At 64.7% G+C, this 23,904-nt stretch carries 17 protein-coding genes and 1 pseudogene; 5 read left to right on the top strand and 13 right to left on the bottom strand.

Annotated features, from left to right (window positions below; translation table 11 throughout):
* Nucleotides 1–282: 282 nt before the first annotated feature.
* Nucleotides 283–1,878 carry a GMC oxidoreductase gene (locus tag ACQP1T_RS24310; protein WP_433755352.1) on the bottom strand — a complete coding sequence of 532 codons (1,596 nt, stop codon included), beginning with the start codon at nt 1,876–1,878 and terminating at the stop codon, nt 283–285.
* A gap of 92 nt (nt 1,879–1,970) precedes the next feature.
* Here ACQP1T_RS24310 and ACQP1T_RS24305 point away from each other — a divergent pair, with 92 nt between their 5' ends.
* Nucleotides 1,971–2,528, top strand: a complete 558-nt coding sequence (locus ACQP1T_RS24305) for a TetR/AcrR family transcriptional regulator (RefSeq protein ID WP_433755351.1) — start codon at nt 1,971–1,973, stop codon at nt 2,526–2,528.
* Nucleotides 2,529–2,549: 21 nt separating this feature from the next.
* Complete coding sequence (locus ACQP1T_RS24300) at nt 2,550–3,209, top strand: cyclase family protein (protein WP_433755350.1); 660 nt, start codon at nt 2,550–2,552, stop codon at nt 3,207–3,209.
* On the opposite strand, the gene ACQP1T_RS24295 is transcribed toward ACQP1T_RS24300, so the two are convergent.
* The 9 genes from ACQP1T_RS24295 to pruA form a co-directional block, all read right to left on the bottom strand.
* Nucleotides 3,195–4,472 (bottom strand): glucarate dehydratase family protein, encoded by a 1,278-nt coding sequence (locus ACQP1T_RS24295; RefSeq protein ID WP_433755348.1) that lies wholly within the window; start codon nt 4,470–4,472, stop codon nt 3,195–3,197. The two genes, ACQP1T_RS24300 and ACQP1T_RS24295, sit on opposite strands and share 15 nt — an antisense overlap.
* 1 nt (nt 4,473) lies before the next feature.
* The gene (locus ACQP1T_RS24290) at nt 4,474–5,907 is read right to left on the bottom strand and encodes an aldehyde dehydrogenase (NADP(+)) (RefSeq protein WP_433755347.1); all 1,434 of its coding nucleotides are present in this window, start codon (nt 5,905–5,907) and stop codon (nt 4,474–4,476) included.
* Between the two features lie 53 nt (nt 5,908–5,960).
* Nucleotides 5,961–6,872, bottom strand: a complete 912-nt coding sequence (locus tag ACQP1T_RS24285; RefSeq protein ID WP_433755346.1) for a LysR family transcriptional regulator — start codon at nt 6,870–6,872, stop codon at nt 5,961–5,963.
* A 101-nt stretch (nt 6,873–6,973) separates the two neighbouring features.
* Nucleotides 6,974–7,990 carry a lactonase family protein gene (locus tag ACQP1T_RS24280; protein ID WP_433755345.1) on the bottom strand — a complete coding sequence of 339 codons (1,017 nt, stop codon included), beginning with the start codon at nt 7,988–7,990 and terminating at the stop codon, nt 6,974–6,976.
* Nucleotides 7,987–9,378, bottom strand: a complete 1,392-nt coding sequence (locus ACQP1T_RS24275; protein ID WP_433755343.1) for a sugar porter family MFS transporter — start codon at nt 9,376–9,378, stop codon at nt 7,987–7,989. The genes ACQP1T_RS24280 and ACQP1T_RS24275 overlap by 4 nt, the downstream gene beginning before the upstream one ends.
* Before the next feature lie 116 nt (nt 9,379–9,494).
* Nucleotides 9,495–10,295 carry an NAD-dependent epimerase/dehydratase family protein gene (locus ACQP1T_RS24270; protein ID WP_433755341.1) on the bottom strand — a complete coding sequence of 267 codons (801 nt, stop codon included), beginning with the start codon at nt 10,293–10,295 and terminating at the stop codon, nt 9,495–9,497.
* A 197-nt stretch (nt 10,296–10,492) separates the two neighbouring features.
* Nucleotides 10,493–11,926 carry an amino acid permease gene (locus ACQP1T_RS24265; protein ID WP_433755340.1) on the bottom strand — a complete coding sequence of 478 codons (1,434 nt, stop codon included), beginning with the start codon at nt 11,924–11,926 and terminating at the stop codon, nt 10,493–10,495.
* 165 nt (nt 11,927–12,091) lie between these two features.
* Nucleotides 12,092–13,051: a proline dehydrogenase family protein gene (locus tag ACQP1T_RS24260; RefSeq protein WP_433755339.1), complete on the bottom strand. Its 960-nt coding sequence runs from the start codon at nt 13,049–13,051 to the stop codon at nt 12,092–12,094.
* On the bottom strand, nt 13,051–14,697 hold the full coding sequence (gene pruA, locus ACQP1T_RS24255; protein WP_433755338.1) for an L-glutamate gamma-semialdehyde dehydrogenase: 1,647 nt from the start codon (nt 14,695–14,697) through the stop codon (nt 13,051–13,053). The genes ACQP1T_RS24260 and pruA overlap by 1 nt, the downstream gene beginning before the upstream one ends.
* 145 nt (nt 14,698–14,842) lie before the next feature.
* Between pruA and ACQP1T_RS24250 the strand changes: the two are divergent.
* Both ACQP1T_RS24250 and ACQP1T_RS24245 read left to right on the top strand, forming a co-directional pair.
* Nucleotides 14,843–16,039 (top strand): annotated as a pseudogene (locus ACQP1T_RS24250) (PucR family transcriptional regulator); the annotation flags it as partial.
* 83 nt (nt 16,040–16,122) lie between these two features.
* Nucleotides 16,123–16,737: a dihydrofolate reductase family protein gene (locus tag ACQP1T_RS24245; protein WP_433755337.1), complete on the top strand. Its 615-nt coding sequence runs from the start codon at nt 16,123–16,125 to the stop codon at nt 16,735–16,737.
* Between the two features lie 4 nt (nt 16,738–16,741).
* On the opposite strand, the gene ACQP1T_RS24240 is transcribed toward ACQP1T_RS24245, so the two are convergent.
* The 3 genes from ACQP1T_RS24240 to ACQP1T_RS24230 form a co-directional block, all read right to left on the bottom strand.
* Complete coding sequence (locus tag ACQP1T_RS24240) at nt 16,742–17,902, bottom strand: glycoside hydrolase family 19 protein (RefSeq protein WP_433755336.1); 1,161 nt, start codon at nt 17,900–17,902, stop codon at nt 16,742–16,744.
* Between the two features lie 66 nt (nt 17,903–17,968).
* Entirely contained in the window at nt 17,969–20,359 is a 2,391-nt protein-coding gene (locus ACQP1T_RS24235; protein ID WP_433755335.1) for an ATP-binding protein, read from the bottom strand.
* Between the two features lie 43 nt (nt 20,360–20,402).
* A complete protein-coding gene (locus tag ACQP1T_RS24230) occupies nt 20,403–21,953 on the bottom strand; it encodes an amino acid permease (protein ID WP_433755334.1) in 1,551 nt (516 codons plus the stop codon).
* Nucleotides 21,954–22,124: 171 nt separating this feature from the next.
* On the opposite strand from ACQP1T_RS24230, the gene ACQP1T_RS24225 reads away from it, so the two are divergent.
* Nucleotides 22,125–23,654: a phytoene desaturase family protein gene (locus tag ACQP1T_RS24225; protein ID WP_433755333.1), complete on the top strand. Its 1,530-nt coding sequence runs from the start codon at nt 22,125–22,127 to the stop codon at nt 23,652–23,654.
* The last annotated feature ends 250 nt before the right edge of the window (nt 23,655–23,904 follow it).

Below are 23,904 nucleotides of genomic sequence, written 5' to 3'. Positions count from 1 at the left end.
ACATGTACCGTTCGGTTTCTTACCCCACCCGCACTGCACCCAAACTTGCGCTGCTATCACGCCGAACCTACTGCAGCAGTTGATAACCGGGTATTCGCCGCCTTCCAGATCTGGGAACCGGTGCACCGCGGGTGGCGGGCCCGATGAGAATCGGCAGCTGAGCGAAGCGGTTGGTCAGGATGTGTCGATGCTGAACCCACGAACCGCGGCCATGATGCGCGAAGGTGTGGTGGAACGCATCCCGGATCCGGATGGCGGCATGGCCCGCCGGGCCCGTAGTCGTCAGATCGCGGTGCCGATGTCCTTGGTGACCAAATGGTCGAGGGCTCGCTCCGCGACGGCGGCGATCGTCATCGACGGATTGCAGGCCGCGGCATTGCCCGGCAGGAGCGCGCCGTCGACGACATAGAGCCCGCGCTGACCAAGGACCCGCCCGTCGAGATCGCAGACCGACCCCATGCTCGCGCCGCCGAGGGCATGCCAGGTGGACGGGAACAGTGCGTTGGTGTCGATCAAAAGGCTTGTCGGACCGGCGATTCGGCGCACGGTCGGATCGATGTGATTGTTCTGGATACTCGCGTCGCCGTTCTTCGGCCACTGCAGGATCGCGTCGTCGGTTGCCGAATCGTAGACGAATCGGCCGCGGTCCGCGCTGACGCCGTATCCGACCAGCATGGTGCTCTTGGGGTCCATTTGCATCGGCGGTATGGAGGCCTGGATGACGGTGAACGCGGCCTGTGGATCGTCCCAGTTCTTACTGCCGTAGACCACGGGACCGCCCTGTGCCGCACCGAAATCGGCGATGGGGTCGGTCCAGACGTAGATCCGGTCGGCATTGGTGCCCCACTGCTGGCCCAGCCCATCGGGTAGGTCTGAAATCTTCCCCTTCGCACCGGCCCGCACCAGCAGTTTGGTGGTGTTCAGACTGCCCGCCGACAGCACTAGGGCGTTGGCCGTGATGATCTTGTTCTCCAGAACGTTGCCGGAGGTGTCGAGCCGTTCGACGTACACGACCCAGCGGCCGTCGGCGCCGCGTTCGACATCGGTGACCTGGTGCAGCGTCTGCACCTCGACCCGTCCGGTCGCCTCGGCCGCGGCGATGTAGGTGACATCGACCGAATGTTTGCCGCCGTTGTTCACGCCCATCGCGCCGTCGCCGTTGGTGTACGACGGTTTCATCTCACCCCGCAACTCGGCGAGTGCGTAGTTCCAGTCGATGGGCATCGGAATCTTCGACAGCGGTAGTCCGGCCTGGCGCACATGGTCACCGAATACGCGCGCGGCCGTGTAGTTCCGGTCCGCGATCAACTCGTCGGGCGCCACCGCGAGGCCGAGCATGCGGGCCACTCTCGGATAATGCACTCGATCCATGGTCGCCCAGTCGAGTTCGTCGGGCAGATTCGCATCGAATACCGGCTGGGTGGGCTGAAGTGACATGCCCTGGTAGATGAGCGAGCCGCCGCCGAGGCCCGCGGCGCACAGGGCGGTCATATTCGTTCCGGGCACCGCCTCGACCAGGCCGGTATAAGGCTCGAAAGGCAGCGGTGTGCCGAACAGTGTCGGACTGGACCGGTACCAGAGCGCCCGCTTGTCGAGCGCCGAGGCGCGCGGAAACGTCTCCGAATTCGGCCCGGTCGGCCAGCGCATCCCGCGTTCGAGCAGCAGCACCGAAACCCCGGCTTGGGCCAGGCGTAGCGCGGTCACCCCACCGCCGAATCCGGATCCGACCACCACGACCCGGCGTTCCTCGCGGGTGAGTGGGACGCTGTTGACCCGTGCGGCGATACCGTGCGTCGGGTTGCTGGTTCGCGAGCCCAGCATGGCGGCACCGGCCACCGCGGTTGCGGTCAACAGGGTCCGGCGGGTGATCACCGACATGCACTTCCTCACTCACATCCGGACTGTACTGTCCGGTTTGCTCGTCAGTTTGCTGGAGACTGTCGGTGCAGTCAAGCGGTAGCGTTGAGCGGATGACAGCGTCGCGCCGACCGAATCCGGGACCCAAAGCAGCGGCTGGAAACCGGGCGGCCCTGATCCAGGCGGCTCGAACTGTCTTCGCGGAGAACGGTTTCGACGCACCGCTGAGTTTGATAGCGCGCGCGGCAGGTGTCGGACAGGGCGTGCTGTACCGGCATTTCCCGACCAGGGAGAGCATGGCGCTGGCGGTATTCGAGGAGAATATCGTCGAGCTGGAAGTGCTCGCCGCCGACCCGGCGACCACAGTCGGGGATGTGCTGGCCCTCATCGTCGATCAGCTGACCGCGTCCGCGGCCTTCATCGCGATGATCTATCCGTCGAACACCGAGGACGAACAGTTGCTCAGGGTGGCGTGGCGGCTGCTCGGCCTCATCACCCAGAAGCTCGACGACCCCCGCCAGCGTGGCGATATCCGCGCCGATGTCACGGCAATGGACATCGTGTTAGCGGTGGCGATGCTGGCGGCTGTGCTGGCGAAGACGGACCCGGATTCCAGGCGGGCCACCTCGCGGCAGGCATGGGCAATATTGGAGCGCGGGCTGCGCGCGTGATGTGCGGGTACGGTCTCTAGCATGAGCAAGGCCATAGTTGAGCTTTCTCATCCGATCTCGGACGGCATGCTCACCTATCCGGGCCTGCCTGGACCACGAGTCACCTCACATACCGCGCGCGATCTGGTCGATATGACCTACGAGATCGCACGCGTGGATACCGTCGGCAAGGCGGGGACATATATCGACGCGCCCTCCCACTTCCACACCGGAGGCGCCGATATCGCCGAGCTGCCGCTGGAACGGCTGTTCAACGTGCCGATCGTGATGATCCGCGTTGCGGGCATCCGGGTAGTGGGGCCGGATGTGCTCGGCGACCCGGCACGGCTGTGGGGCAAGGCGGTGCTCGTGCATACCGGATGGTCGGCCAGGTGGGGCACGTCGGCGTATCGCGACCCCGGGCATCCGTACTTGGTCGCCGAGGTGGCGGACGCGCTGGTCGCCGCCAATGTGGCGGTGGTGGGCATCGACTCGCTCGATATCGACGACACGTCCCTGCCGACGCGGCCGTGCCATCACGCGCTGCTGCGTGCGGGCATCCCCATCATCGAGCAGCTGACGAACCTGGACGCGGTCCCCGACACCGGTGCCAGGCTGGTCGCACTCCCGGCGCCGGTGCGTGGGATGGGCTCGTTTCCGCTGCGCGCAGTGGCCTGGACCGATCCCTCAGTATTTGGGTGAGGTCGGCGGCCGGTATGCCGGATCGACCACGCGCATCCCCGCGATGTCATCGCGATTGTGCCACTGCGGCATGGCTTTCCAGCGATTGTGCAGGCGCTCGAGTGCATCGGGATCGAGTTCGATGCCGAGGCCGGGTGCGTCGGGGACGGTGACGGCACCCTCCTCGAAGACAAAGGGGTCGATGATCAGATCCTCGGGCTGCCACGGGTAGTGGGTGTCACAGGCGTAGGTCAACTCGGGGACGGTGGCGGCCACGTGGGTCATTGCCGCGAGGCTGATGCCGAGGTGGGTATTGGAATGCATCGAGACGCCCTTGCCGTGGGCATGGCAGACCGCGGCCAGATCACGCGTGGCGAACAGTCCGCCCCAGAAGTGATGGTCGGAGAGCACGATCTGGACGGCATCGATATCGAAGGCGGGCCGCACCTCCTCGATCGAGGTGACGATCATATTGGTGGCCAGGGGCATTCCGGTACGGCGATGCACTTCGGCCATATCTTCGCGGCGGCCGGTGGGGTCTTCGAGGTATTCGACCACGCCCGAAAGCTGTTCGGCGACAGTCGTTGCGCTGGCCAGCGACCAACCGCCATTGGGATCCAGGCGCAGTGGATGATCCGGAAATGCCTTGGCAAGTGCCTCGATCGCGGCGACTTCCTCCTGCGGCGGGAAGACGCCGCCCTTGAGTTTGAACGAGCGGAATCCGCCATGGGCGGCGAACTTTTCGGCCAGGCGGACAACGCCGTCGGGGTCGATGACCTCGCCCCAGTCATCGGTCGGTGCGTCGGAGAACGGATGTTCGGCCCACTTGTAGAACAGGTAGCCGGAGTAGTCGACCCGGTCGCGGACCTTGCCGCCGAGCAGGGCGTGCACCGGTAGCCCGAGTTCACGACCGTGCGCGTCGAGTGCGGCGGATTCGAAGGCCGATATCACGCTGAGGCGGACCTTGTCGGTGGTGAGGGTGCCGCGCAGACCGCCCGCGATGGGGTTGTCGATCAGCACCTCCCCGGCGGTTTTCGCGCCGAGCAGACGGATGGCGTTGATCGCGGCGACCGGCATGCCGATCAGTTGCGGGGCGAGGTCGGCCGCCCGATCGAGGTACACCTGGTCGCCATAGGTTTCGCCGAGACCGCAAGCGCCGCTGTCGGTTTCGATCTCGACGATCAGACGCGGGGTATACGGCTGATGCACGCCGCCGACATTGAGCAGGGGAGCGTCGGCGATGAGGATCGGGGTCAGTCGAATATCGGTGATAACAGGGGACATATCAGTCTCGCTTTCCGTCGACGCGGCGCGGCAGCCGCCACGGGTTGGCCTCGCGCAGGGCCGGTGGGAGCAGTTCGTCCGGGAAGCCCTGCCAGGCGATCGGCCGCAGGAAACGCGCGATGGCGGCGGTGCCGACCGAGGTGGTGGTCGGTGCGGTGGTGGCCGGATAGGGGCCGCCGTGCTGTTGGGCCCAGCTGACCGTGACGCCGGTGGGCCAGTCGTTCCACAGCAGTCGGCCCGCGAGTGCGGTGAGGGCGGGCAGGAGGGGGCGGACATCATCGATCTCGGAGTTCTCCGCCACGATCGTCGCGGTGAGGCCGGGTTCGAGCTGGTGCAGAACTTGTTCCAGCTCAATGGGATTCGCGTACTCGACAACCAGTGCCGCAGGGCCGAAGCATTCCGCCTGCAGAGCCGCACCACCGGACAGGAAATCGATGGCGCGCACGCTCAGCAAGGTCGGTGCGAGCAGGTCGTCGGGTGTCGAAAGGGCGGTGACCGCGGAATTCTCGCGCAGGGTGGTGACGCGTGATCGGAAGCCGTCGGTGATGTGCTCGTTGAGTAGCGGCCGTTGCGGCACGGCCGCGACCGCGGCAGTCAGCGCATCGGTGAGTCCATGGCCCGAAGGCAGCAGCAGCACACCGGGTTTGGTGCAGAACTGTCCGGCGCCGAGGGTGAACGATCCGACGAAACCCTCGACGATCTGTTGTCCGCGGGCGCGGATCGCGCCGGGGAGTACCACTACCGGATTGACGCTGCCGAGTTCGCCGTAGAACGGGATAGGGCGCGGTCGCGACGATGCGATATCGAACAGCGCCCGGCCACCCGCGAGGGAACCGGTGAACGATGCGGCGGCGATATCCGGATGGCGCAATGCGGTAGTGCCCGCTTCGACGCCGTGGATGACCGCGAAGGTGCCTGCCGGCGCACCGGCTGCCGTCAATGCTTCGCGCACAATCGCGCCGGTCCGGTCGGAGAGTCGTGGGTGGCCCGGATGTGCTTTGAGGACAACGGGACAACCCGCGGCCAGTGCCGAGGCGGTATCGCCGCCCGCGACGCTGAAGGCGAACGGAAAGTTGCTCGCCGCGAAAACGAGCGTGGGGCCGATCGGTACGAGGCTGCGCCGGATATCGGGTCGCGGTCCCATCGACCAGCTCGGATCGGCGTGATCCACGGTGGCGGCGAGGAATTCGCCATCGGCGAGTACCTCGGCGAACAGTCGCAACTGGAAGGTGGTGCGAGTCAATTCGCCACGCAGGCGCGGTGTTTCGGGCAGATGGGTCTCGGCCGCGGCGAGCGGCACGAGTTCATCGGCGGCGGCATCGAGGGCGTCGGCGATCTGGGTGAGCCACTGTCCGCGCTCGGCGGGGGTGGTGTCGGCGATGCGGTCCGCGGCGGCGGTCGCCGCGGCAATGATTCGCTCGAGGTCGGTGTCCATGAAATTCTCCCGAAGGTTGTACGTGCTGTTCATGCGATGGTGGCTGGTTCCTCTCATGGAGCGGGCGGCAGCGATTCGAGCAGTTCGATGACTCGGCGCAGCGCCGGGTTGGCACAGTCGCGTCGCCAGATCGCGTGCAGGACAACGGGATCCTCGACGCCGATGAGCGGCCGGAACCGCACGCCGTCGGGATGCAGGTGAGTGGCGGTTTCCGGTACCAGGGCCAGGCCGCGTCCGGCGGCCACCAGCGCGAGCATGGTGTGCACCTGGGTGAGTTCGTGGGTTGCGGTGTAGGGCACGGCGGCGAGGATGCCGGAGACCAGATCGGCGAAGTAGCGGGCCGGCCCCGGCGCGTACACCAGCAGCGTCTCGCCACCGAGTTCCTCGATCGCGAGCGGACCGTCCTCGGCCAGCTTGTGCTGTTCCGGCACGGCCAGAATCAGGCCCTCGGAATGCACCAGCCGCGAATCGAATTCGGTGCGGTCGAACGGCGGACGGGCCAGTGCCAGATCGAGGCTGCCACTGCGCAGGTTCTCGAACTGGTCGGAGCTGACCATCTCGCGCAGCACGATCTCGACGCGGTCGAGACCGGCTTCGACGTGGTTGAGGCTCGCCTCGATGTGATTGAGAAAGGGGCCGAGGAACCCGAAGCCCGACGCAGCGGTGAACCCGATTCGCACGGTGCCCGCCCCGCCCGCGGCGACCAGGCGGGCGGTGCCGGGCGCCGCACCGGCCAACGCCAGCAGCCGGCGCGCCTCGGTCAGGAAGACCTCACCGGCCGGGGTCAGCTGGACCTGGCGCTGGGTGCGGTCGAACAGTTCCACACCGATATCGCGCTCGAGTTTCTGGATCTGGCGGCTCAGCGGCGGCTGCGTCATCCGCAGGCGTTCGGCCGCGCGCCGGAAATTGCCCTCCTCGGCCACCGTGACGAAGCCGCGGACCTGCTCCAGCGACAGCATCGACATCGTTCTCCTCCTGCGTTGGGCCTGCACTCCGCCTCGCCCGCAGATTGCGCTCTCCGCAGGCTATGACTCGCTACTGATACTCGTCCAACGCCAATTCGGCATCAACCGATACCGTGAAGGTATTCGACGATCTCGACCCAGTTGGGGTCGCGGCCGACGCCGAGCCGCTGTCGTGGGGTGAGTGCGCCGGTCGCGGGATCGATGGCGTAGCTGGTCACGGCATCGGACTGCTGCCCGGCAACAACCAGGAACCGCCCGCTCGGATCGATGGCGAATCCGCGTGGCTGGGTCTCGGTGGGTGTGGGGCCGAGTGAATCGAGCAGTCCGGTCGCCGGGTCGATGCGGAATCCGGTGATCGTGCTCGAAGTCCGTTCGGCCACATACAGATAGCGGCCGTCGGGTGTACCGCGCAGTTCCGAAGTCCAGGGTGGCCCACCGTACTCCGGCGGCAGCACAGACGCCGACGCGATGAGAGTCAAGGTGCCCGTGGCGGATTCGAAGCGGTAGCTGTTCACGGTGCCGTCCAACTCGTTCGTCACGAAGGCGAACGACCCGGCCGGATGGAATACCGGGTGACGCGGACCAGCGCCGGGTGCGGTCTCGACCCGCGGCGGCTCATTCGAGGTGAGCCGCCCCGTTTCGGCATCGAAGCGGTACTGCAGAATCACATCACCGCCGAGGGCGGCCGCGAACAGATACCGGTTCGACGGATCGGTCAGTATCGAATGCGCATGCGGCGGTGTCGATTCCACCATGATCGGCGGTCCGACGCTGCCATCGGATGCGATCGGATTGACGGCGATCTTATCGCCCGAATACGACGCGCTGAGTAGATAACGTCCGCTTCGATCCGTCGCGAGATAGGCCATATTGTCCGGCAACGGCGCGGTCGACAGCGGCGTCAACCGCCCCGTCGCCGGATCTGTGGCGAATACCGCCACCGCGAAAGGTGCCGAGCGCAGTGATGCGTAGAGGAACCGGTGGTCCGGACTCATCGCCAAGGGCATCACCGCACCGTCCACCGGCAGCGACTCGACCAGCGTCAGCGCACCGTCGTCGTCGAGTCGCAGCACCGAGATTTCGCGGCTGTCGGCATTCGAGACGTAGACCACGCTCATGCGGGTTTACCGCTGACCCGAGCCCGCAGCTCCAACTCGATCTGCTCCAGACTGCGACCATTGGTCTCCGGCACGAACCGCTGCACCAGCATGAACATCACCACGCTGACCGCGGCGAAGATCCAGGCCGAATAGCCCAGTCCGAGATGATCGTTCATCACCGGGAAAAGGAACGTGATGGCGAAGGTCGAACTCCACAGCACGACACTGCCGACACCCATGCCGACACCGCGCACTCGCAGTGGGAAGATCTCGGCCATCATCACCCATACCACCGCACCCCAACCCAATTCGTAACCCGCGAGATAGACATTGAGCAGAATCAGCGTCGTAATGCCGGTAATCGTGTGATTGTGCACGCCGAGCACGATGGCGCCGAGCAGGAACAGGGACGAGGCCATACACACATTGCCGAGCAGCAGCAAAGGCTTTCGGCCCCAACGATCCACCACGAAGATCACCCAGGCGGTGAATGCCACCTTGATCGCACCGAGCACAATGGAGGCCAGCAGCGATGTGGAATTTCCGAAGCCGAGATCCTTGAACATCGTCGGCGCGTATACATTAACCGCATTGACGCCCGAGAACTGTTGTCCGACAGCCAGAATAAGCGCCACCACCAACGCGGGCCGCGCCCACGGTGCCAGCAGATCGCGCAGCCGCCCCTTCTGCTGCTCATCCAATCGAATGACCGAACGGATACTGCTGAGCTCGGATTCGATCTCATCGGCACGATGGGTACCCGCCAGCACGGCCCGCGCTTCCTCCTCGCGCCCGGCATGAACCAGCCAGCGCGGCGTCTCCGGCAGCACCGACATACCCGCCAACAGCGCCACCGCGGGAATCGCGGCGACCGCGAACATCATCCGCCAGTTGCCGCTTCCGGACAGCGCCCAGTCCACGATGTAGGCGATCAGGATGCCCGAAACGATCATCAGCTGGTTCAATGTCGACAATGCGCCGCGCGCCCTGGTCGGGGCAAGTTCGGACAGGTAGGTGGGTACCGTCGCCGAGGAACACCCCACCGCGATACCGGTAATGAAACGGGCGATCACCAGCACCGTCACATCGGGTGCGAAGGCGCAACCGAGTGCGCCGACCGAGAAGACCGCGGCGGCCAACATGATGGTTCGCCGCCGCCCCAGCCGATCGGTGATCCGTCCGGCAATGGCCGCACCGAGCACCGCACCGGCGGCCAGGCAGCCGCCGATCACCCCCTGCGTCACCGAGGACAGCTGCCAGGACTTCTTGATGAACAACAGCACACCGGAGATGACCCCGAGGTCGTAACCGAAGAGAATGCCGCCGAGGGCGCCGAAGAAATAGAGGAATTTGACATTGGACGCGAGCGCCGTTTTCGGCGCGGCCGTCGTTGTTTTGAATTGCATTGTGCTGCATTTCTTTCGCGGTGGAGCCAAGTGCCATCAGCGTCACATGCCGATGGTGCGAAGTTCGGATAAATGCGATTCCGTCTGGGTATCGGGTGATGCGTTTTCGGTGACGGTCAGAGCGGATTCGGTTTGCCGAGTGGAGTTTCCGTGAACGGGCCACCGATAAGCCACGGGCCGGGATCGCCGACAGCCGCGATATCGGCGGCGAACTGTTCGGCGTCGTCGCGGCTGTGGTAGCCGAGCTCCTCGGCCTCACGTAGGGATACGACGGCACGGGTATTGGCGGAGACGCCCCAGATCACCCGATAGCCGGGTCGCTCGGCGGCCAAGCACGCCTCGAAAAGTCGCGCACAATCGTTGGGGGACAACCACATCGACAGTCCGCGCGCATCCTGCGGCCGTTCGAAACACGAGCCGATCCGGATGCAGATCACATCCATGCCGAAGCGGGAATGATAGAGACTGCCGAGCGCCTCGACGGCCACTTTGCTGACACCGTAATAGGTATCGGGCCGGGGTGAGGTGTCCCCGGGGATCGGGTCATCGCCCACGGCGCGGAATCCCACGGCATGGTTACTCGAAGCGAGCACGACCCGCGGCACACCGGCCTGCCGCGCCGCCTCCAAAACCGTATGCGTGCCATCGATATTGACGGCGAGAACGTTGTCCCAGCTGTCTTCCCGGCTGATACCGCCGAGATGGATGACCGCATCCACATCTCGACAGGCCGCGGCCATGGTGGCCGGATCGGTGAGCGATCCCGTGACCAGTTCGACCCGCTCGCCCGCGGTCGGCGCGGGGAGTTCGGTCAGATCCAGTAGTCGCAGAATGCGATCGGGACGCCGCAGGCGGGGCCGCATCAGCGTGCCGATTCCGCCCCCGGCGCCGGTTATGAGAATTCGGTGATCAGTCATTCGGCATCGGTCTCGCTGATACAACCGAAAATGCCGACAGAACTGCTGTTTTCGCACATCGTGTCCTCCTGTGTGCGAGCGGAAGTGTGGGGTAGGTCACTTCCGCTCGAACGTGTCAGAAGGGTATGGCCCCGAACTGATGCCTGTCCAAGACCGTCTCTGTATCGACCGATGCCACACGGGCATCGGTCGATCGCCTACTTCGCCAGTGAGACGTCCCCGTCGCGCTCCAGTTTGGAATGCATCCGCGAGTACCCGAAGTACACGGCCAGGCCGATCACCAGCCATACCGCGAAGCGCAGCCAGGTTTCCCAGGGCAGTGACCAGATCAGGTAGATCGAGAAGCCGATGCCGACCAGTGGCACTGCCGGCATGAGCGGCAATTTGAACGAGCGCGGCTGGTCGGGGCGGGTCCGGCGCAGCACCATTACCGCGACCGAGACCACGATGAAGGCCATCAGAATGCCGATATTCGTCAACTCGGCGACCACGGTGATATCGAGCAGGCCGGCCATGGTCGCGGATCCGATGCCGACGATCCAGGTCACCCGGGTCGGCACCTTGCGGACCGGATGCGTTTTGGCGAACCACTCCGGCAGCAGACCGTCGCGGCTCATCGCGAACCACACCCGGGTCACGCCGAGCATGAAGGTGAGCACCACGGTGATGATGCCGACGATCGCGCCGATCGCGATGATATTCGCGACGCCCGGCATGCCGACCGATTCGAAGGCGGTGGAGAAACCACTGGTCGGACTGATCTCGGTGTATTTCTGCATCCCGGTCAGCACCAGCGTGGCCAGCACATACAGCACCATCGCGATGGCCAGCGAGTAGATGATCGCCTTGGGCAGATGCTTCTTGCCGTCGGTGGATTCCTCGGCGGCGGTGCTCATCGCGTCATAGCCGAAGACGGCGAAGAAGACCGTTGCCGCACCGGTCCACACCGCGCCCACACCGAACGGGAAGTACGGGGTGTAGTTGGAGCTATCGATATGGAAGACGCCGAGCGCGATAATCAGCACCACCAATGCGACCTTGATGCCGACGGCGACGGTTTCGAACCGGCCGACGCTCTTGATGCCGCGCGAGAGCAACCACGCTGTGCCGAGACAGAACAGCACCGCGAACACGTCGACCACGTGACCCTCGCCGGTGCCGTGCGCGCCCATCATCCAATCGGGCAGCGTGATATCGACTTGTCCCAGTAGGAACTTGAAGTATCCGGAGACACCGATCGCGACCACCGCCGCCACCGCGATGTACTCCAGCAGCAGATCCCAGCCGATGAACCAGCCCGCGATCTCGCCGAGCGAGACATAACCGTAGGTGTAGGCGGATCCGGCCTTCGGCACCATCCCGGCGAATTCCGCGTAGCACAGCGCCGCGCAGGCGCTGGCGACACCGGCGATCAGGAACGAGATCAGCACCGACGGACCCGTGACGGAATGTGCGACCGAACCGGCCAGGGCGAAAATGCCCGCGCCGATGATGCCGCCGACGCCGATCGCCGTGAGCTGCCACAGCCCGAGTGAGCGCTTCAGTTGCTCGTCCGCGGGCCCGGTCTCCTCCTCGATCTGCTCGAGGGGCTTGCGGCGCAACATCTGGCTGCGCAACTCCGCGAGGGACATGGGTCTTCCTTTCATCCTCTGCGCCACCCGACAGTGCAGTAACGCAGATCACATTCTGAGCAGCACTCAGCTAATCGGACCACAAACGCGCTGTGATCGGCGAGTTGGATAAATAAACTTCGGCGGCCTTGTCCGACTGCACAGACAAGGCCGCCGGGCTGGCGATCAGCGCTGGCTGCCCGGTCGCAGCGAGCGCAGGAAGAACGCCACATTGGCCGGGCGTTCGGCGAGACGGCGCATGAAGTAGCCGTACCACTGGTCGCCGTAGGGCACATAGACCCGCACGTGTCGGTCTTCGCGGACGAGACGGCGCTGTTCGGCGTCGCGGATGCCGTAGAGCATCTGGAATTCGAAATCGTCGCGGCTGCGCCGGGTGGCGGTGGCGAACACTTCGGCGGCCTCGATGAGTGCCGGATCGTGGGTGGCGACCATCGGATAGCCGTCACCGTTCATCAGCACCCGCAGACAGTCCAGATAGGACTGGTCGACCTCGGCCCGGCTCTGATACGCCACCGCTGCGGGTTCACGATATGCGCCCTTGCACAGGCGAATTCGCGAGCCAGGACCGGAAAAGTCCCGACAGTCGGCCTCGGTGCGCCGCAGATAGGCCTGCAGTACGGTACCGAGCGACGGGAAGTCGGCGCGCAGGTCCCGCACGATCGACAGTGTCGAATCGGTCGTGGTGTGATCCTCGGCGTCGATGGTGACCAACACACCCGCATCCGCCGCGGCGGTGCAGATCTGGTGCGCGTGCTCGCGGGCGATCGCATCACCGTCCGCGGGCAGGGATTGGCCGAGTGCCGAGAGTTTTAGCGAAACCTCCAGTGGCCCAACGGTTCCGGACTCACGCAGCAAAGTGAGCAACGACAGCAGTGACAGATAGTGCGTCACCGTATTGCGTGCTTGTTCGATATCGGTGGTGTCCTCGCCGAGGTAGTCGACGGTGATATACCGACCGGAACTCAGCAGATTCTCCACGGCCGCAACCGCATTCGGCTCCGATGCACCGGCGACGAAACGGTCCACCAGCTTCTTCGTGGTCGACATGCGAGTGACGGTGCGCTCCATGCGCGGCGAGCGCGAGGCGGCCAGCATGGCGGGGCGAAGCAGACCGGAAATGGCCATCAGATCTCCTCGGGTGCCTGGTGCGGATAGGTGTGCTCGGTCGGCGGGACGAAGGTCTCCTTGATGGTGCGGGCGGAGGTCCAGCGCAACAGGTTCTGTGGCGAACCGGCCTTGTCATTGGTGCCCGACGCCCGCGACCCGCCGAAGGGCTGCTGACCGACGACCGCGCCGGTCGGCTTGTCGTTGATGTAGAAGTTCCCCGCGGTGAAGCGCAGGCTTTCGGTCGCCTTGGCAACGGCAGTGCGGTCGTCGGCGATGATCGCGCCGGTCAGCCCGTAGGCCGAACCGCCGTCGACCAGTTCGAGGGCCGCATCGAAGGATCCGGCGACCGAATCGTCGTAGACGTGGACCGCGAGAATCGGGCCGAAATATTCGGTGCTGAATGCCTCGTCGGTGGGATCGTCGCCGAGCAGGATGGTCGGGTCGACGAAGTATCCGACGGAGTCGTCGGCATGCCCGCCCACCGCGATGGTCAGACCCGAGGTGGCCTTGGCGCGGGAAATGGCATCGGCATTGCGATCGAAGGCGCGCTGATCGATGACCGCGCCGCCGAAATGCGCGAAGTCGGTGACATCGCCGTAGCTCAGCGCGCCGACGTTATCGATGAGCTCGCGTCCCATCTTGGCCCACACCGACTTCGGGATGAATGCGCGCGAGGCGGCCGAGCATTTCTGGCCCTGATAGTCGAAGGCGCCGCGGATCAGCGCGGTGGTCAGCACATCCGGATCCGCCGAGCTGTGCGCCAGCACGAAATCCTTGCCGCCGGTCTCACCGACCAGGCGGGGATAGGTGTCGTAGTCGGCGATATTCATCGCGACCGAACGCCACAGATGCTGGAAGGTCGCGGTCGAACCGGTGAAGTGGATGCCGGCCAGTCGACGATCGGTCAGTGCGACATCGGAGATCTTCGGGCCCGCGCCGTGCACCATATTGATGACACCGGGCGGCAGACCCGCCGCCTCCAGCAGTTTCATCGTCCAATACGCGGCCACCGCCTGGGTGGGCGACGGTTTCCACAGGACCGTATTGCCCATCAGGGCGGGCGCGGTCGGCAGATTGCCCGCGATCGCGGTGAAGTTGAACGGGGTGATCGCGTAAACGAAGCCCTCGAGCGGGCGGTATTCGACCTTGTTCCACACACCCGGGGTGGAGATCGGCTGGTCGGCCAGGATCTGCCGGGCGAAATGCACATTGAAGCGCCAGAAGTCCACCAGTTCGCACGGTGCGTCGATCTCGGCCTGGTAGGCGGTCTTGGACTGCCCCAACATGGTTGCGGCGGCAATGGTTTCGCGCCATGGGCCGGACAGCAGATCCGCGGCCCGCAGGAAGATCGCGGCGCGATCCTCGAAGGACAGCGCCCGCCAGCCGGGTGCGGCGGCGGAAGCGGCGGCGATCGCATCCTCGACATCGCGGGCCTCGGCGGTGGTGAGGGTGCCGAGTACCGCGGCATGATTGTGCGGCTGCACGACGTCGATGCTCTTACCCGAGGTGCGCCGGTGCTCGCCGCCGATGACATGGTGGATCTCGGTCGGCGTCGCGGCCAGTTCGGTCAGTTTCGCCCGCAGTCGTGCGCGTTCGGCGCTGCCGGGGGCGAAGGTGCCGACCGGCTCGTTGGCCGGGCGAGGCGTGGACACGATGGCGTCCATGAGTCCCTCCTTACTTGGTATATGACGGTGAGCCGAAGTCAACACCGCAAAACAGCCCGCAGAATCGGACAAGCGGACAAAGATGGGATGACCGGATTGGCGAGTCGTATGAAAGTGGGCAGTGGTCGTGGCTAGCGAGGGTGAGTTGGTGGCCGCGGACCTGGACCTGTTCGGATTGGCGCAAATGGTCGCCCAGAATGCGGGCGGGATGGTGTCCATCGAGGATCCGCAATCGCATGTACTCGCGTATTCGGCCTCGGATCAGGCGGCCGACCAGCTGCGGGTGCTGTCCATCCTCGGCAGGGAAGGGCCGCGCGACTACCTGCAGGTGCTGCGCAAGTGGGGGGTGTTCGATCGGCTGCGCGGTACCGACGATGTCATCGACATACCGGCGCACGAAGAGCTGGATATCAAGCGCCGCCTGGTGGTGAGCATTCGCGAGCATGCCGAGGGAAGTGCGCCGCGGGTACTCGGCTCGATCTGGCTGCAGCAGGGCGACCGGCCGTTCAAACCGGATGCCGCGGAAATCCTGCGCGGCGCGTCGGCCATTGCCGCCCGGCTGATTTCGCGCAGTCTGGACGCGCCGTCCACCGAGGCGCTGCTGATTCAACAGCTGTTCGGCACCGGTGGTGGCACCGCCGATGTGCCCGCGGTGGCGAGTGCGTTGCATCTGCCGCTGACCGGTCCGGCCGCGGTGGTCGGCTTCGCGGTCGCTCCCGGTGTCAAGTCGCCCGCCGCCTTCGGCAATATGCTTCGCTTGCGCGCCAGCTCATTTCGCGGTGATTCGGTGACAACCATTCTCGGCGATCGGGTGTATGTGCTGCTGCCGCAGTACCGATCGGCGCATGCGGTGACCGCATGGACCCGTCAGCTGGTCGAACAACTCGAAGCCAAATTCGAATTGCGCGCCGCCATCGCCTGTCCCATACCGGATCTGGCACATGTCGCGGGCGCGCGTTCCGAGGTGGACCGGGTTCTCGACAGTACCGCCGCGACCTATCCGCGCGGCCGGGTGACCACCCTGGCCGAATCGCGCACCGCGGTGCTGCTCGGTGAAATTCTCGATCTCGTCGGCACCCGGCCGGAACTGCACGATCCGCGCCTGCGCAAGCTGCTGGACTACGACCGCAAGCACTCCGCGAATCTGTGCGAGAGCGTGGAGACCTACCTGCGTGAACACGGCGACGTGCGCAATGCCGCGACGGCGCTGCAGGTGCATCCGAACACCCTGCGCTACCGGATCCGCCGGGTCGAGGACATTGTCGGGATGGACCTCACCGATCCCGCCGATCGCCTGCTGCTCGAACTCCAACTCGCCCTGCATCGCCGATCGCCGGAATAGTTGTGCGCGCGAGCGATGATTATTCCGGCGACCATCCGTCTGATCTGGTGACGCGGCATCAACCACCGACCAAGGAGATACCGATGCGGAAAATCACCGCCGGACTGTTCATCGCACTCGACGGCGTTGTCGAGAACCCCCAGGATTGGCACTTCCCGTACTTCAACGAGGAGATGGCCACGGCCGTCGACAGCCAGCTCGGCGCGGCCGATACGCTGCTGTTGGGCCGCAAGACCTATGAGGGTTTCGCCGGGGCATGGCCGGAGCGGGAGGCCGCGGGCGATGTGGATGCCGAAATGGCCAAGAAGCTCGGCGACGCACGCAAGATCGTGGTCACGCATCAGGATCTCACCCTCACCTGGCGCAATTCCGAGGTGTTGAAGGGTGATCTGGTGCAGGCCGTCACGGCGCTGAAGAACGAGCCCGGCGAGGCACCTATCGGGATCAGCGGATCGGTATCCATTGTCCGCCAACTGCTCGAGGTCGGGCTCTTGGACGAACTGCACCTGCTGGTGCATCCGATCGCGGTGCGCAAGGGACTGCGACTTTTCGAGGAGACCGACTCCGCGCTTCCGCTGCAACTGCTTTCGTCCGACACCTTCAAAACCGGTGTCATACATCTGGTCTACGCCAAGGCGGAGGCGGAAGGCACCGAAGGGTACGAGTACGCGAAACAGTTCCTGCCCCAAGAGGATTGAGGATTCACTCGCCGTCGAGGACCTTGCGAGCGCGGCTGTAGTTCTGGTTGCGCTCCGCACTCCCATTACTACCGCCGTTGATCGTCTGGGTGATCGCGTCGATATCCGATTTATCGGCGTCGTCGTTCAAATCCCTGGAATTCCAATACCATCCGGCAGTGGCGAAGGCGTACTTCGGGTCTTCGGCCAAATCGGGTTTCCCGACGAGATCGACCTCGAGGGCATCACTCGCCTTTTGGTAGTTGGTGCGTCCGGTGAGTTGCAGGGCACCCCGGCCGTGGAAGCGGGCGCCATCGCCGGACTGCTTATTTCCCAGGTCTTTACGTGAGCCGTAATTTCCCTCGAAGTAAGCCCTGTCACCGTATTCTTCGAGGGTTTTCAAGTTGTCTGTCTCCACACCGACCTGCGCGAGGAATGCGGCCGCACGCTTGGGTGAGTCGATCCCGTAGTCGCGCATCGCCTGGTCCAGGTAGGGGAGGTACTTCTCCAGCGTGGCCTTGGGTGTGTCCGGGAAGATCTTCTCGAGTTGTGCCAAGGTCACGGGGCTCATCTGCCCGGCCCGCTCCGAGTTGGTTCCGAGGATGTCGACGAAGTCCTTCTCCACCCGCAGGACTCTCGTGACAATGTCGGTCAACAGCGACTTTTCCTCGGCGGCTGTCAACTTGCCCGATCGCGCGGAGACAACCAACGCGGCGGCTTGGAGTACCAACCCAAGCATTTGCGCCTCGTCCCGGATCTCCTTGGCCATCTTCGCGTTATCGCCCGCGACATCCCCAACTTTGCCCGAGAGCTTGGTATCCCGCTCCTTCAAACCGGCGGTCAGCTCTGTCAACTCGCCCGCTTTCGTATTGTAATGCGCGGTCACCACGGACTTGTTCGCCACGTCGTAGAGGTTCGCGGTATCGAGCAACGCCGTCAGGTCGGGAATATCGGAGGGGTTTCCGGTGCCGAGTTGGTCGACTATCAATCGAAATACGGTTCGAGCGAATTCGACCGCGCGCCGGATAGTTTCCGAAGCTCCCGGCGGCGCGGCGAGTTTGTCGATCTGCTCGCGCGCCTCCGCCACCACCGGCGATACGGTCTGCTTCGGCGCTTTCGGCGCGAGCAGGCCATACCGCGCTCTGCCCCAAGGATCGAGCTCGATCGGGTCGTACGGGGAGCCCATTCGGGGGATTTTCGCACAGCCGGCGCGGCGCTTCCTGGCCTCGACTCCCAGCGATGGGCCTAGGTGCTATTCGGTCAGCATCTGCTCGGTGCGCGGAACCGTCAGGGACCAAGCGGTTTCGGTAGGGGCAGGCATGGTGACCGTCAGGGTCGCGCCGTAGCCGACGAGTGCTTCCGGCAATTCGGGTGCGTGCTTCGATACTGTGAGATCGGTTGGTGTCCTTGTGATTTCGTGTGTAACGATGTCGAGTTCGCGGTCATCGACGACGACGTTCACCCGGATATCCTCGGCGACGGTCCGCTGCCGCACGGTGCCGAGGACCCGTTCTACGGCTTCGAGCGCTGCGGATGCGAGGATGGGATCGAGATCGTTGACCGGTCCCTCGAAGCAGACTTGGGACTGTGCGCCGAGTGCCTCGGCGGCTTCGCTGGCGAGTTCCATGATCTGTGTGCGGAATGGGGTCTCGTTCTCGACTTCCGAGGCGAGTCCCGTAACGGTGTTGCGGATGTGATGGATGACGTCGTCGAGTTCGTGCACCGCGCCGTCGATGCGGGCGGCGACGGCAGGCGCGCGGGCCAGGGGGCGGACCCCGCTCAATCGCATCCCGATGCCGAAGAGCTGATCTATCACCGTGCGATGCAGTTCGTGGGCGATGCGTTCGCGTTCGTTGATGATCCGCAAGGCCCGCAGTCGTGTCTCGGCCAGCCGGAGGTTCACCAGATGGTCCACCCGCGCACGGAGTTCGGCGACCTCGAATGGTTTTCGCAGGTAGTCGTTGGCACCGGCACGCAGCAGATCCAGCCGTGACTGCTCGTCCGCGCGGGCGCTGACGATGAGTACCGGGGTGCTGCGCAGCTCGTGGTCGGTGCGGATCTCGCGCAGCAGTTCGTCGCCGCTCATGCCCGGCATCATGATGTCGCACAGGATCAGATCCGGCCGGTGCGCTCGGGCCAGCCGCAGTCCCGTGCCGCCGTCGTCGGCGGTGACGACCCGATAGGACTCGGCAAGCGCTTCCCGAATCAGGGCGCTGAGGTCGGCGTTGTCCTCGACGACAATGACCGAGGGCTTCGGTTCGGACCCATCCGATCCGGTCTCCGCGAGGGTGGTGCGATCGACGCCTTCGGACGTCGGATCCGCGATCATCGCGTCGGCGGCGCTACTCGCCCGAATGGGTGTCGGCTCGGTGGCCGAGCGGCGGACCGGGGTGCCGGGTGGGGCGGCTCGCGGCAGCTCGATCACGATCATCGCGCCGCCCTCCGGTGCGTCGGTGATGGTGATGTCACCGCGGTGCAGGCGCACCAGATCATGGACGATGCTGAGGCCGAGGCCCGTGCCGCCCACCGAACGCGTCGCCCCGCCATCGACCTGACGGAACCGCTCGAAGACCGCGGTGCGATGCGACGCCGGTATGCCCGGTCCGCTGTCGGCGATCTCGATGACGACGTCGTCCTCAGCAGGTCGTACGGTGCAGCGGATAACGCCGCCTTCGGTGACGAACTTGAAGGCGTTGGACAGCAGGTTCAACAGGATGCGCTGCAGGTGCTCGGGATCGAGCGCGGCGGGTACGCGCTGCGGCGCGTCGACGGCCAGGCGGATGCCGCGGTCGACGGCCATGGACTCGAAGAAGGCCGAGCCGAGCCGCACCTGTTCGGTGACATCGATCCACGCGTAATCGGGTCGGATCGCACCGCTCTCCAGCTTCGAGGCGTCGAGCAGATCGTCGATCTGACGCCGCAGTGTCCGGGCATTGCGCAGGATCAGCTCGAGCTCGGCGCGGTCGGCGGGCGCGCACCGGTCGAGCAACTTCTGCGCCGGTGCCAAGATCAACATGAGCGGGGTTCGCAGCTCGTGGCTGATGTTGGCGACGAACTGGCTCTTCAGTTCGTCGAGTTCCTTCGCGCGAGCGTACAACTGGGCCAGCTCGGCATTGGCCTCCTTGAGCTGTCGGCTGGTTTCGGCGACCTCACGGGCTCGGGCGAACACCTCCTGTTCCATTTCCTGCCGCGAAGCCCGCAGCGCGGCCGTTTCCTGTTTTTTCGCCGCGTCGGATGCTTCGAGTCGGATGAAATCGGTGACATCCTCGACGCGGTGGATGACATAGCGCAGCTCGCCGTCGGTGCCGAGGACCGGGGAGTTGGTCGGGCTCCAGAATCGCTGTTCGAAGGCGCCGTCGGGCCTGCGGATGTCGTAGCGCTGAACCGGCATCACGTCGGTGACCTGGTCACGCAGCACCCGCTCCAGCGAAACCCGCAGGTTACGGACACCTTCTGTGCTCGGGTCGTCCGGATTGTCCGGAAATGCCTCGAAAATGCTTTTGCCGAGGATGTGCTGTCGTTCGGTCATCGTCGCGGCGGCGTACGCGTCGGTCACCGCGACGATGCACAGGTCGGCATCGAGTACCAGGTACAGACCTGGTGCGGACTCGAACACGGCGCGGAAATCGATCGCCACGGACACACGTCGACTCTATCCCCACCGTGCGGTCACCGATATGGGCAGGTCAGGCCTCTACAGGCGCCTCGGACTTGCCGATGTCGACGACTGTTCGCCTGGGCCCGGTGAACCAGTGTCTGGCTGATGCGAGCCACCAGATGCCGATCGCGCCCACCACGCCGACCAGCGTGAGCGGTGCGTAGTTGACCGTATTCCAGGTGAATTCGCTGTTCCATGGGTAGCCGCGATCATCGGTCGGCAGGATGAACAGCAGGCTGATCAGCACGATCCAGATCAGCGCGATGATGCCGACCGGTCGATACCAGCGGCCGAGTTGCCAAGGGCCGGTGTGGAATCGGCTGCCGTGCAGCTGGCGCAAAAGGATCGGGATGCCGTAGGCGATGTAGAGGCCGATGGTGGCGACGGAGGTGGCTGCCGCGTAGGCGGTCGGCGCGTTATCCGCGGGCACCAGCATGGACGGGATCAGCAGCACGAACGAGAAGAACGAGATGAACAGCACCGCGTACACCGGCACCTTGCGGGCCGAAAGACGCGACCAGTACGCCGATCCCGGCACCGCGCCGTCACGGGAGAAGGCGAACAGCATGCGCGAGGCCGAGGTGACCGAGGCGTAGCCGCAGAACAGTTGCGCGATCGCGGCGATGATCAGCAGCAGACCGGACCAGAACGAATTCAGCGAGTTCTCCAGGATGTAGATCACCGGATAGCCGCTGTTCTTCTCCGGATCCAGCGCATCGTCGAGATTCGGGATGGCGAAGGTCACCGCCATGATGAGCAGATATCCGGCAACGGCCGAGACGACAATGGTGTTGATGATGCCTTTCGCCGCGGTGCGCGCCGCGTCGTGTGTCTCCTCCGACATGTGTGCCGACGCGTCGTAGCCGGTGAATGTGTATTGCGCGTGCAGCAATCCGAGCAGGAAACTGAATGCCACGCCGCCGAAGCCGACCGCGCTGTTGTCCACGGTTTCGGTGAAGACGAAGCCGACGCTCTGATGGTGGCTCGCGCCGAAACCGAGTACGACGACGAAGATCGCCACACCGCCGACATGCCACCAGGCCGAAATGTTGTTGATCACCGCGGACAGGTGCGGGCCGATCGCATTGAGTACGGCATGCAGGATCAGGATCGCGGTGAAGACCAAAAAGATTGCGGTGCGGTCGGTTCCGATATCGATGCCGATCACATTGAGCACCGCGGTGGTGAAGATGGCCGCGCCGTAGTCGATGGCGGCGGTCACCGCGATCTGGCCGATCAGGTTGAACCATCCGGTGAACCAGCCCCAGACCGGGCCGCCCAATTCGGACGCCCACCAGTAGAGACCGCCGGAAGTCGGGTAGGCCGAAGCCAATTCGGCCATGGCCAGGCCGACGAACAACACCATGACCGAGACCAGCGGCCAGCCCCACGCCATGGTGATCGGGCCACCGTTGGCCAGACCGATGCCATAACTGGCCAATCCGCCGGTCAGGATGGAGACGATGGTGAAGCTGATGGCGAAGTTGGAGAATCCGGACCAGGATCTGGCCAATTCCTGTTTGTAGCCGAGTTCGGCCAGGCGCCGTTCGTCATCGGATGGTGTGGTGGCTTCGGTCATGATCGCTCCCGGGTGAAAACGCCGCCCTCATACGGTGTTTGCCAGAAGCTAAGTGTGAAGTGAGTGCTGGTCAATCGCAGGGAAATATGGAAACCGGGCCGTAATCTCTCGGCAATCGCACATTCCGGGCGTGCTCCGCGCTATCCGTGGTAGGCAGGACGGATGCGACCGATGTGCTCCTCCTATGACGTGGTGGTGGTCGGTGGCGGTCACAATGGGCTGGTGGCCGCCGCATACCTGGCGCGAGCCGGGCGTTCGGTGCTGGTGCTGGAGCGGCAGGAGCACACCGGTGGTGCCGCGGTTTCGGAGCGGGTGTTTCCGGGCGTCGAGGCGCGATTGTCGCGGTATTCGTATCTGGTGAGCTTGCTGCCGCGGCAGATCGTCGAGGAACTCGGGCTGCGGTTCGCGACGCGGCGTCGGCGGATCTCGTCTTATACGCCGGTCGGGGACGGTGGACTGCTGGTCGATACCGGATCCGAGGCCAGGACCAGGGACAGTTTCGTGCGGCTCACCGGATCGGATCGGGATTTCCGAGCGTGGCAGGAGTTCTACGGTGCGACCGGGCAGCTCGCGCGGCGGGTGTTTCCGACGCTGACGGAACCTTTGCCGACGCGGTCGGCGCTCGAGCGGGTTGTCGATGATCCGACCATGTGGGCGGCGCTGTTCGAACGGCCGCTGGGGGAGACGATCGAGTCGAGTTTTGCCGACGACACCGTGCGCGGGGTCGTGCTCACCGATGCGCTGATCGGGACCTTCACCCATGCGCACGATACCGAGCTGCGGCAGAACAGGTGTTTCCTCTACCACGTGATCGGTGGCGGCACCGGCGACTGGGATGTGCCGATCGGCGGTATGGGCGCGCTCACCGACGCACTCGCCGATGCGGCCCGCGCTGCCGGTGCGGAGTTGATCACCGGTTGTGCGGTGACCGAGGTCGAATCCGACGATGTCAGAGCCGAAGTGCGCTATGCGGGCGGTGTGGTCGGCGCGCGGCATGTGCTCGTCAATGCGGCACCGCATGAGCTCGCGCAGCTGCTCGGCGTACCGGGGGAGCCGAAACCCGAAGGCTCCCAATTGAAAGTGAATATGGTGCTGCGGCGGTTACCTCGCTTGCGCGACGTTTCGACAGATCCGCGCGAGGCTTTCGCCGGGACATTTCATATCGCCGAATCGTATTCGCAACTGGAGCAGGCATATCGCGAGGCTGCCGGCGGACGGATCCCGTCGGCCCCGCCGTCGGAGATCTACTGTCACACGCTGACCGATCCCTCGATCCTCGCGCCCGACTCCGATCTGCACACCCTCACGCTGTTCGGATTACACACTCCGGCAAGGCTTTTCGAGTCCGATCCGGAGGCGGCGAAGGCGATGGCAGTGAAAGCCGCACTGGCCCAACTGGATGCGGTACTCGCCGAACCGCTTATCGATTGCCTCGCGCTCGATGAGGACGGTGCACCGTGTATCGAGGCGAAGTCGCCGGTAGACCTGGAACGTGAGGTGGCCCTCCCCGGCGGGCATATCTTCCATCGAGACCTGGCCTTCCCTTATCGCTCGGACGAAGCCGATACTCCGGGGGCTCGCTGGGGTGTGGCTACGGACGTGCCCAACGTCTTCATCTGCGGTGCGGGCGCGATTCGCGGCGGCGGTGTCAGCGGCATCCCCGGCCACAATGCCGCCATGGCGGTTCTCGAAACGCGTTGATCACGGATTGGTAGCCATGTGATCGGCATCACAATGAAAATTGCGTGATGCAGATTTCGTATTACTTGTCTCACGTGGGACGGCTCGACGTCGAAGCGCCATGACGGTTTTCGCTCGAGGATTTGTGTTTGCCCATGGTGGAATCCGATTGCGGCGTTCGGGTTTCCCGCGTCGAGCGTCTTTCAGAGGGCGGCGAGGTGAATAAATCCAGTATCTGTGATGCATATCTCATCATGATCAACTTGCGCAT

This window comes from Nocardia sp. CA-135398 (assembly GCF_050955845.1).
Taxonomy (GTDB): Bacteria; Actinomycetota; Actinomycetes; order Mycobacteriales; family Mycobacteriaceae; genus Nocardia.
This window is presented reverse-complemented; position numbering and strand designations above follow the sequence as displayed.

What these genes read in the sequence shown, in the direction of transcription:
- ACQP1T_RS24310 (WP_433755352.1), bottom strand. Translation starts at nt 1,878, where the DNA reads ATGTCGGTGATCACCCGCCGGACCCTGTTGACCGCAACCGCGGTGGCC.
- ACQP1T_RS24305 (WP_433755351.1), top strand. Translation starts at nt 1,971, where the DNA reads ATGACAGCGTCGCGCCGACCGAATCCGGGACCCAAAGCAGCGGCTGGA.
- ACQP1T_RS24300 (WP_433755350.1), top strand. Translation starts at nt 2,550, where the DNA reads ATGAGCAAGGCCATAGTTGAGCTTTCTCATCCGATCTCGGACGGCATG.
- ACQP1T_RS24295 (WP_433755348.1), bottom strand. Translation starts at nt 4,472, where the DNA reads ATGTCCCCTGTTATCACCGATATTCGACTGACCCCGATCCTCATCGCC.
- ACQP1T_RS24290 (WP_433755347.1), bottom strand. Translation starts at nt 5,907, where the DNA reads ATGGACACCGACCTCGAGCGAATCATTGCCGCGGCGACCGCCGCCGCG.
- ACQP1T_RS24285 (WP_433755346.1), bottom strand. Translation starts at nt 6,872, where the DNA reads ATGTCGATGCTGTCGCTGGAGCAGGTCCGCGGCTTCGTCACGGTGGCC.
- ACQP1T_RS24280 (WP_433755345.1), bottom strand. Translation starts at nt 7,990, where the DNA reads ATGAGCGTGGTCTACGTCTCGAATGCCGACAGCCGCGAAATCTCGGTG.
- ACQP1T_RS24275 (WP_433755343.1), bottom strand. Translation starts at nt 9,378, where the DNA reads ATGCAATTCAAAACAACGACGGCCGCGCCGAAAACGGCGCTCGCGTCC.
- ACQP1T_RS24270 (WP_433755341.1), bottom strand. Translation starts at nt 10,295, where the DNA reads ATGACTGATCACCGAATTCTCATAACCGGCGCCGGGGGCGGAATCGGC.
- ACQP1T_RS24265 (WP_433755340.1), bottom strand. Translation starts at nt 11,926, where the DNA reads ATGTCCCTCGCGGAGTTGCGCAGCCAGATGTTGCGCCGCAAGCCCCTC.
- ACQP1T_RS24260 (WP_433755339.1), bottom strand. Translation starts at nt 13,051, where the DNA reads ATGGCCATTTCCGGTCTGCTTCGCCCCGCCATGCTGGCCGCCTCGCGC.
- pruA (WP_433755338.1), bottom strand. Translation starts at nt 14,697, where the DNA reads ATGGACGCCATCGTGTCCACGCCTCGCCCGGCCAACGAGCCGGTCGGC.
- ACQP1T_RS24245 (WP_433755337.1), top strand. Translation starts at nt 16,123, where the DNA reads ATGCGGAAAATCACCGCCGGACTGTTCATCGCACTCGACGGCGTTGTC.
- ACQP1T_RS24240 (WP_433755336.1), bottom strand. Translation starts at nt 17,902, where the DNA reads ATGGGCTCCCCGTACGACCCGATCGAGCTCGATCCTTGGGGCAGAGCG.
- ACQP1T_RS24230 (WP_433755334.1), bottom strand. Translation starts at nt 21,953, where the DNA reads ATGACCGAAGCCACCACACCATCCGATGACGAACGGCGCCTGGCCGAA.
- ACQP1T_RS24225 (WP_433755333.1), top strand. Translation starts at nt 22,125, where the DNA reads ATGTGCTCCTCCTATGACGTGGTGGTGGTCGGTGGCGGTCACAATGGG.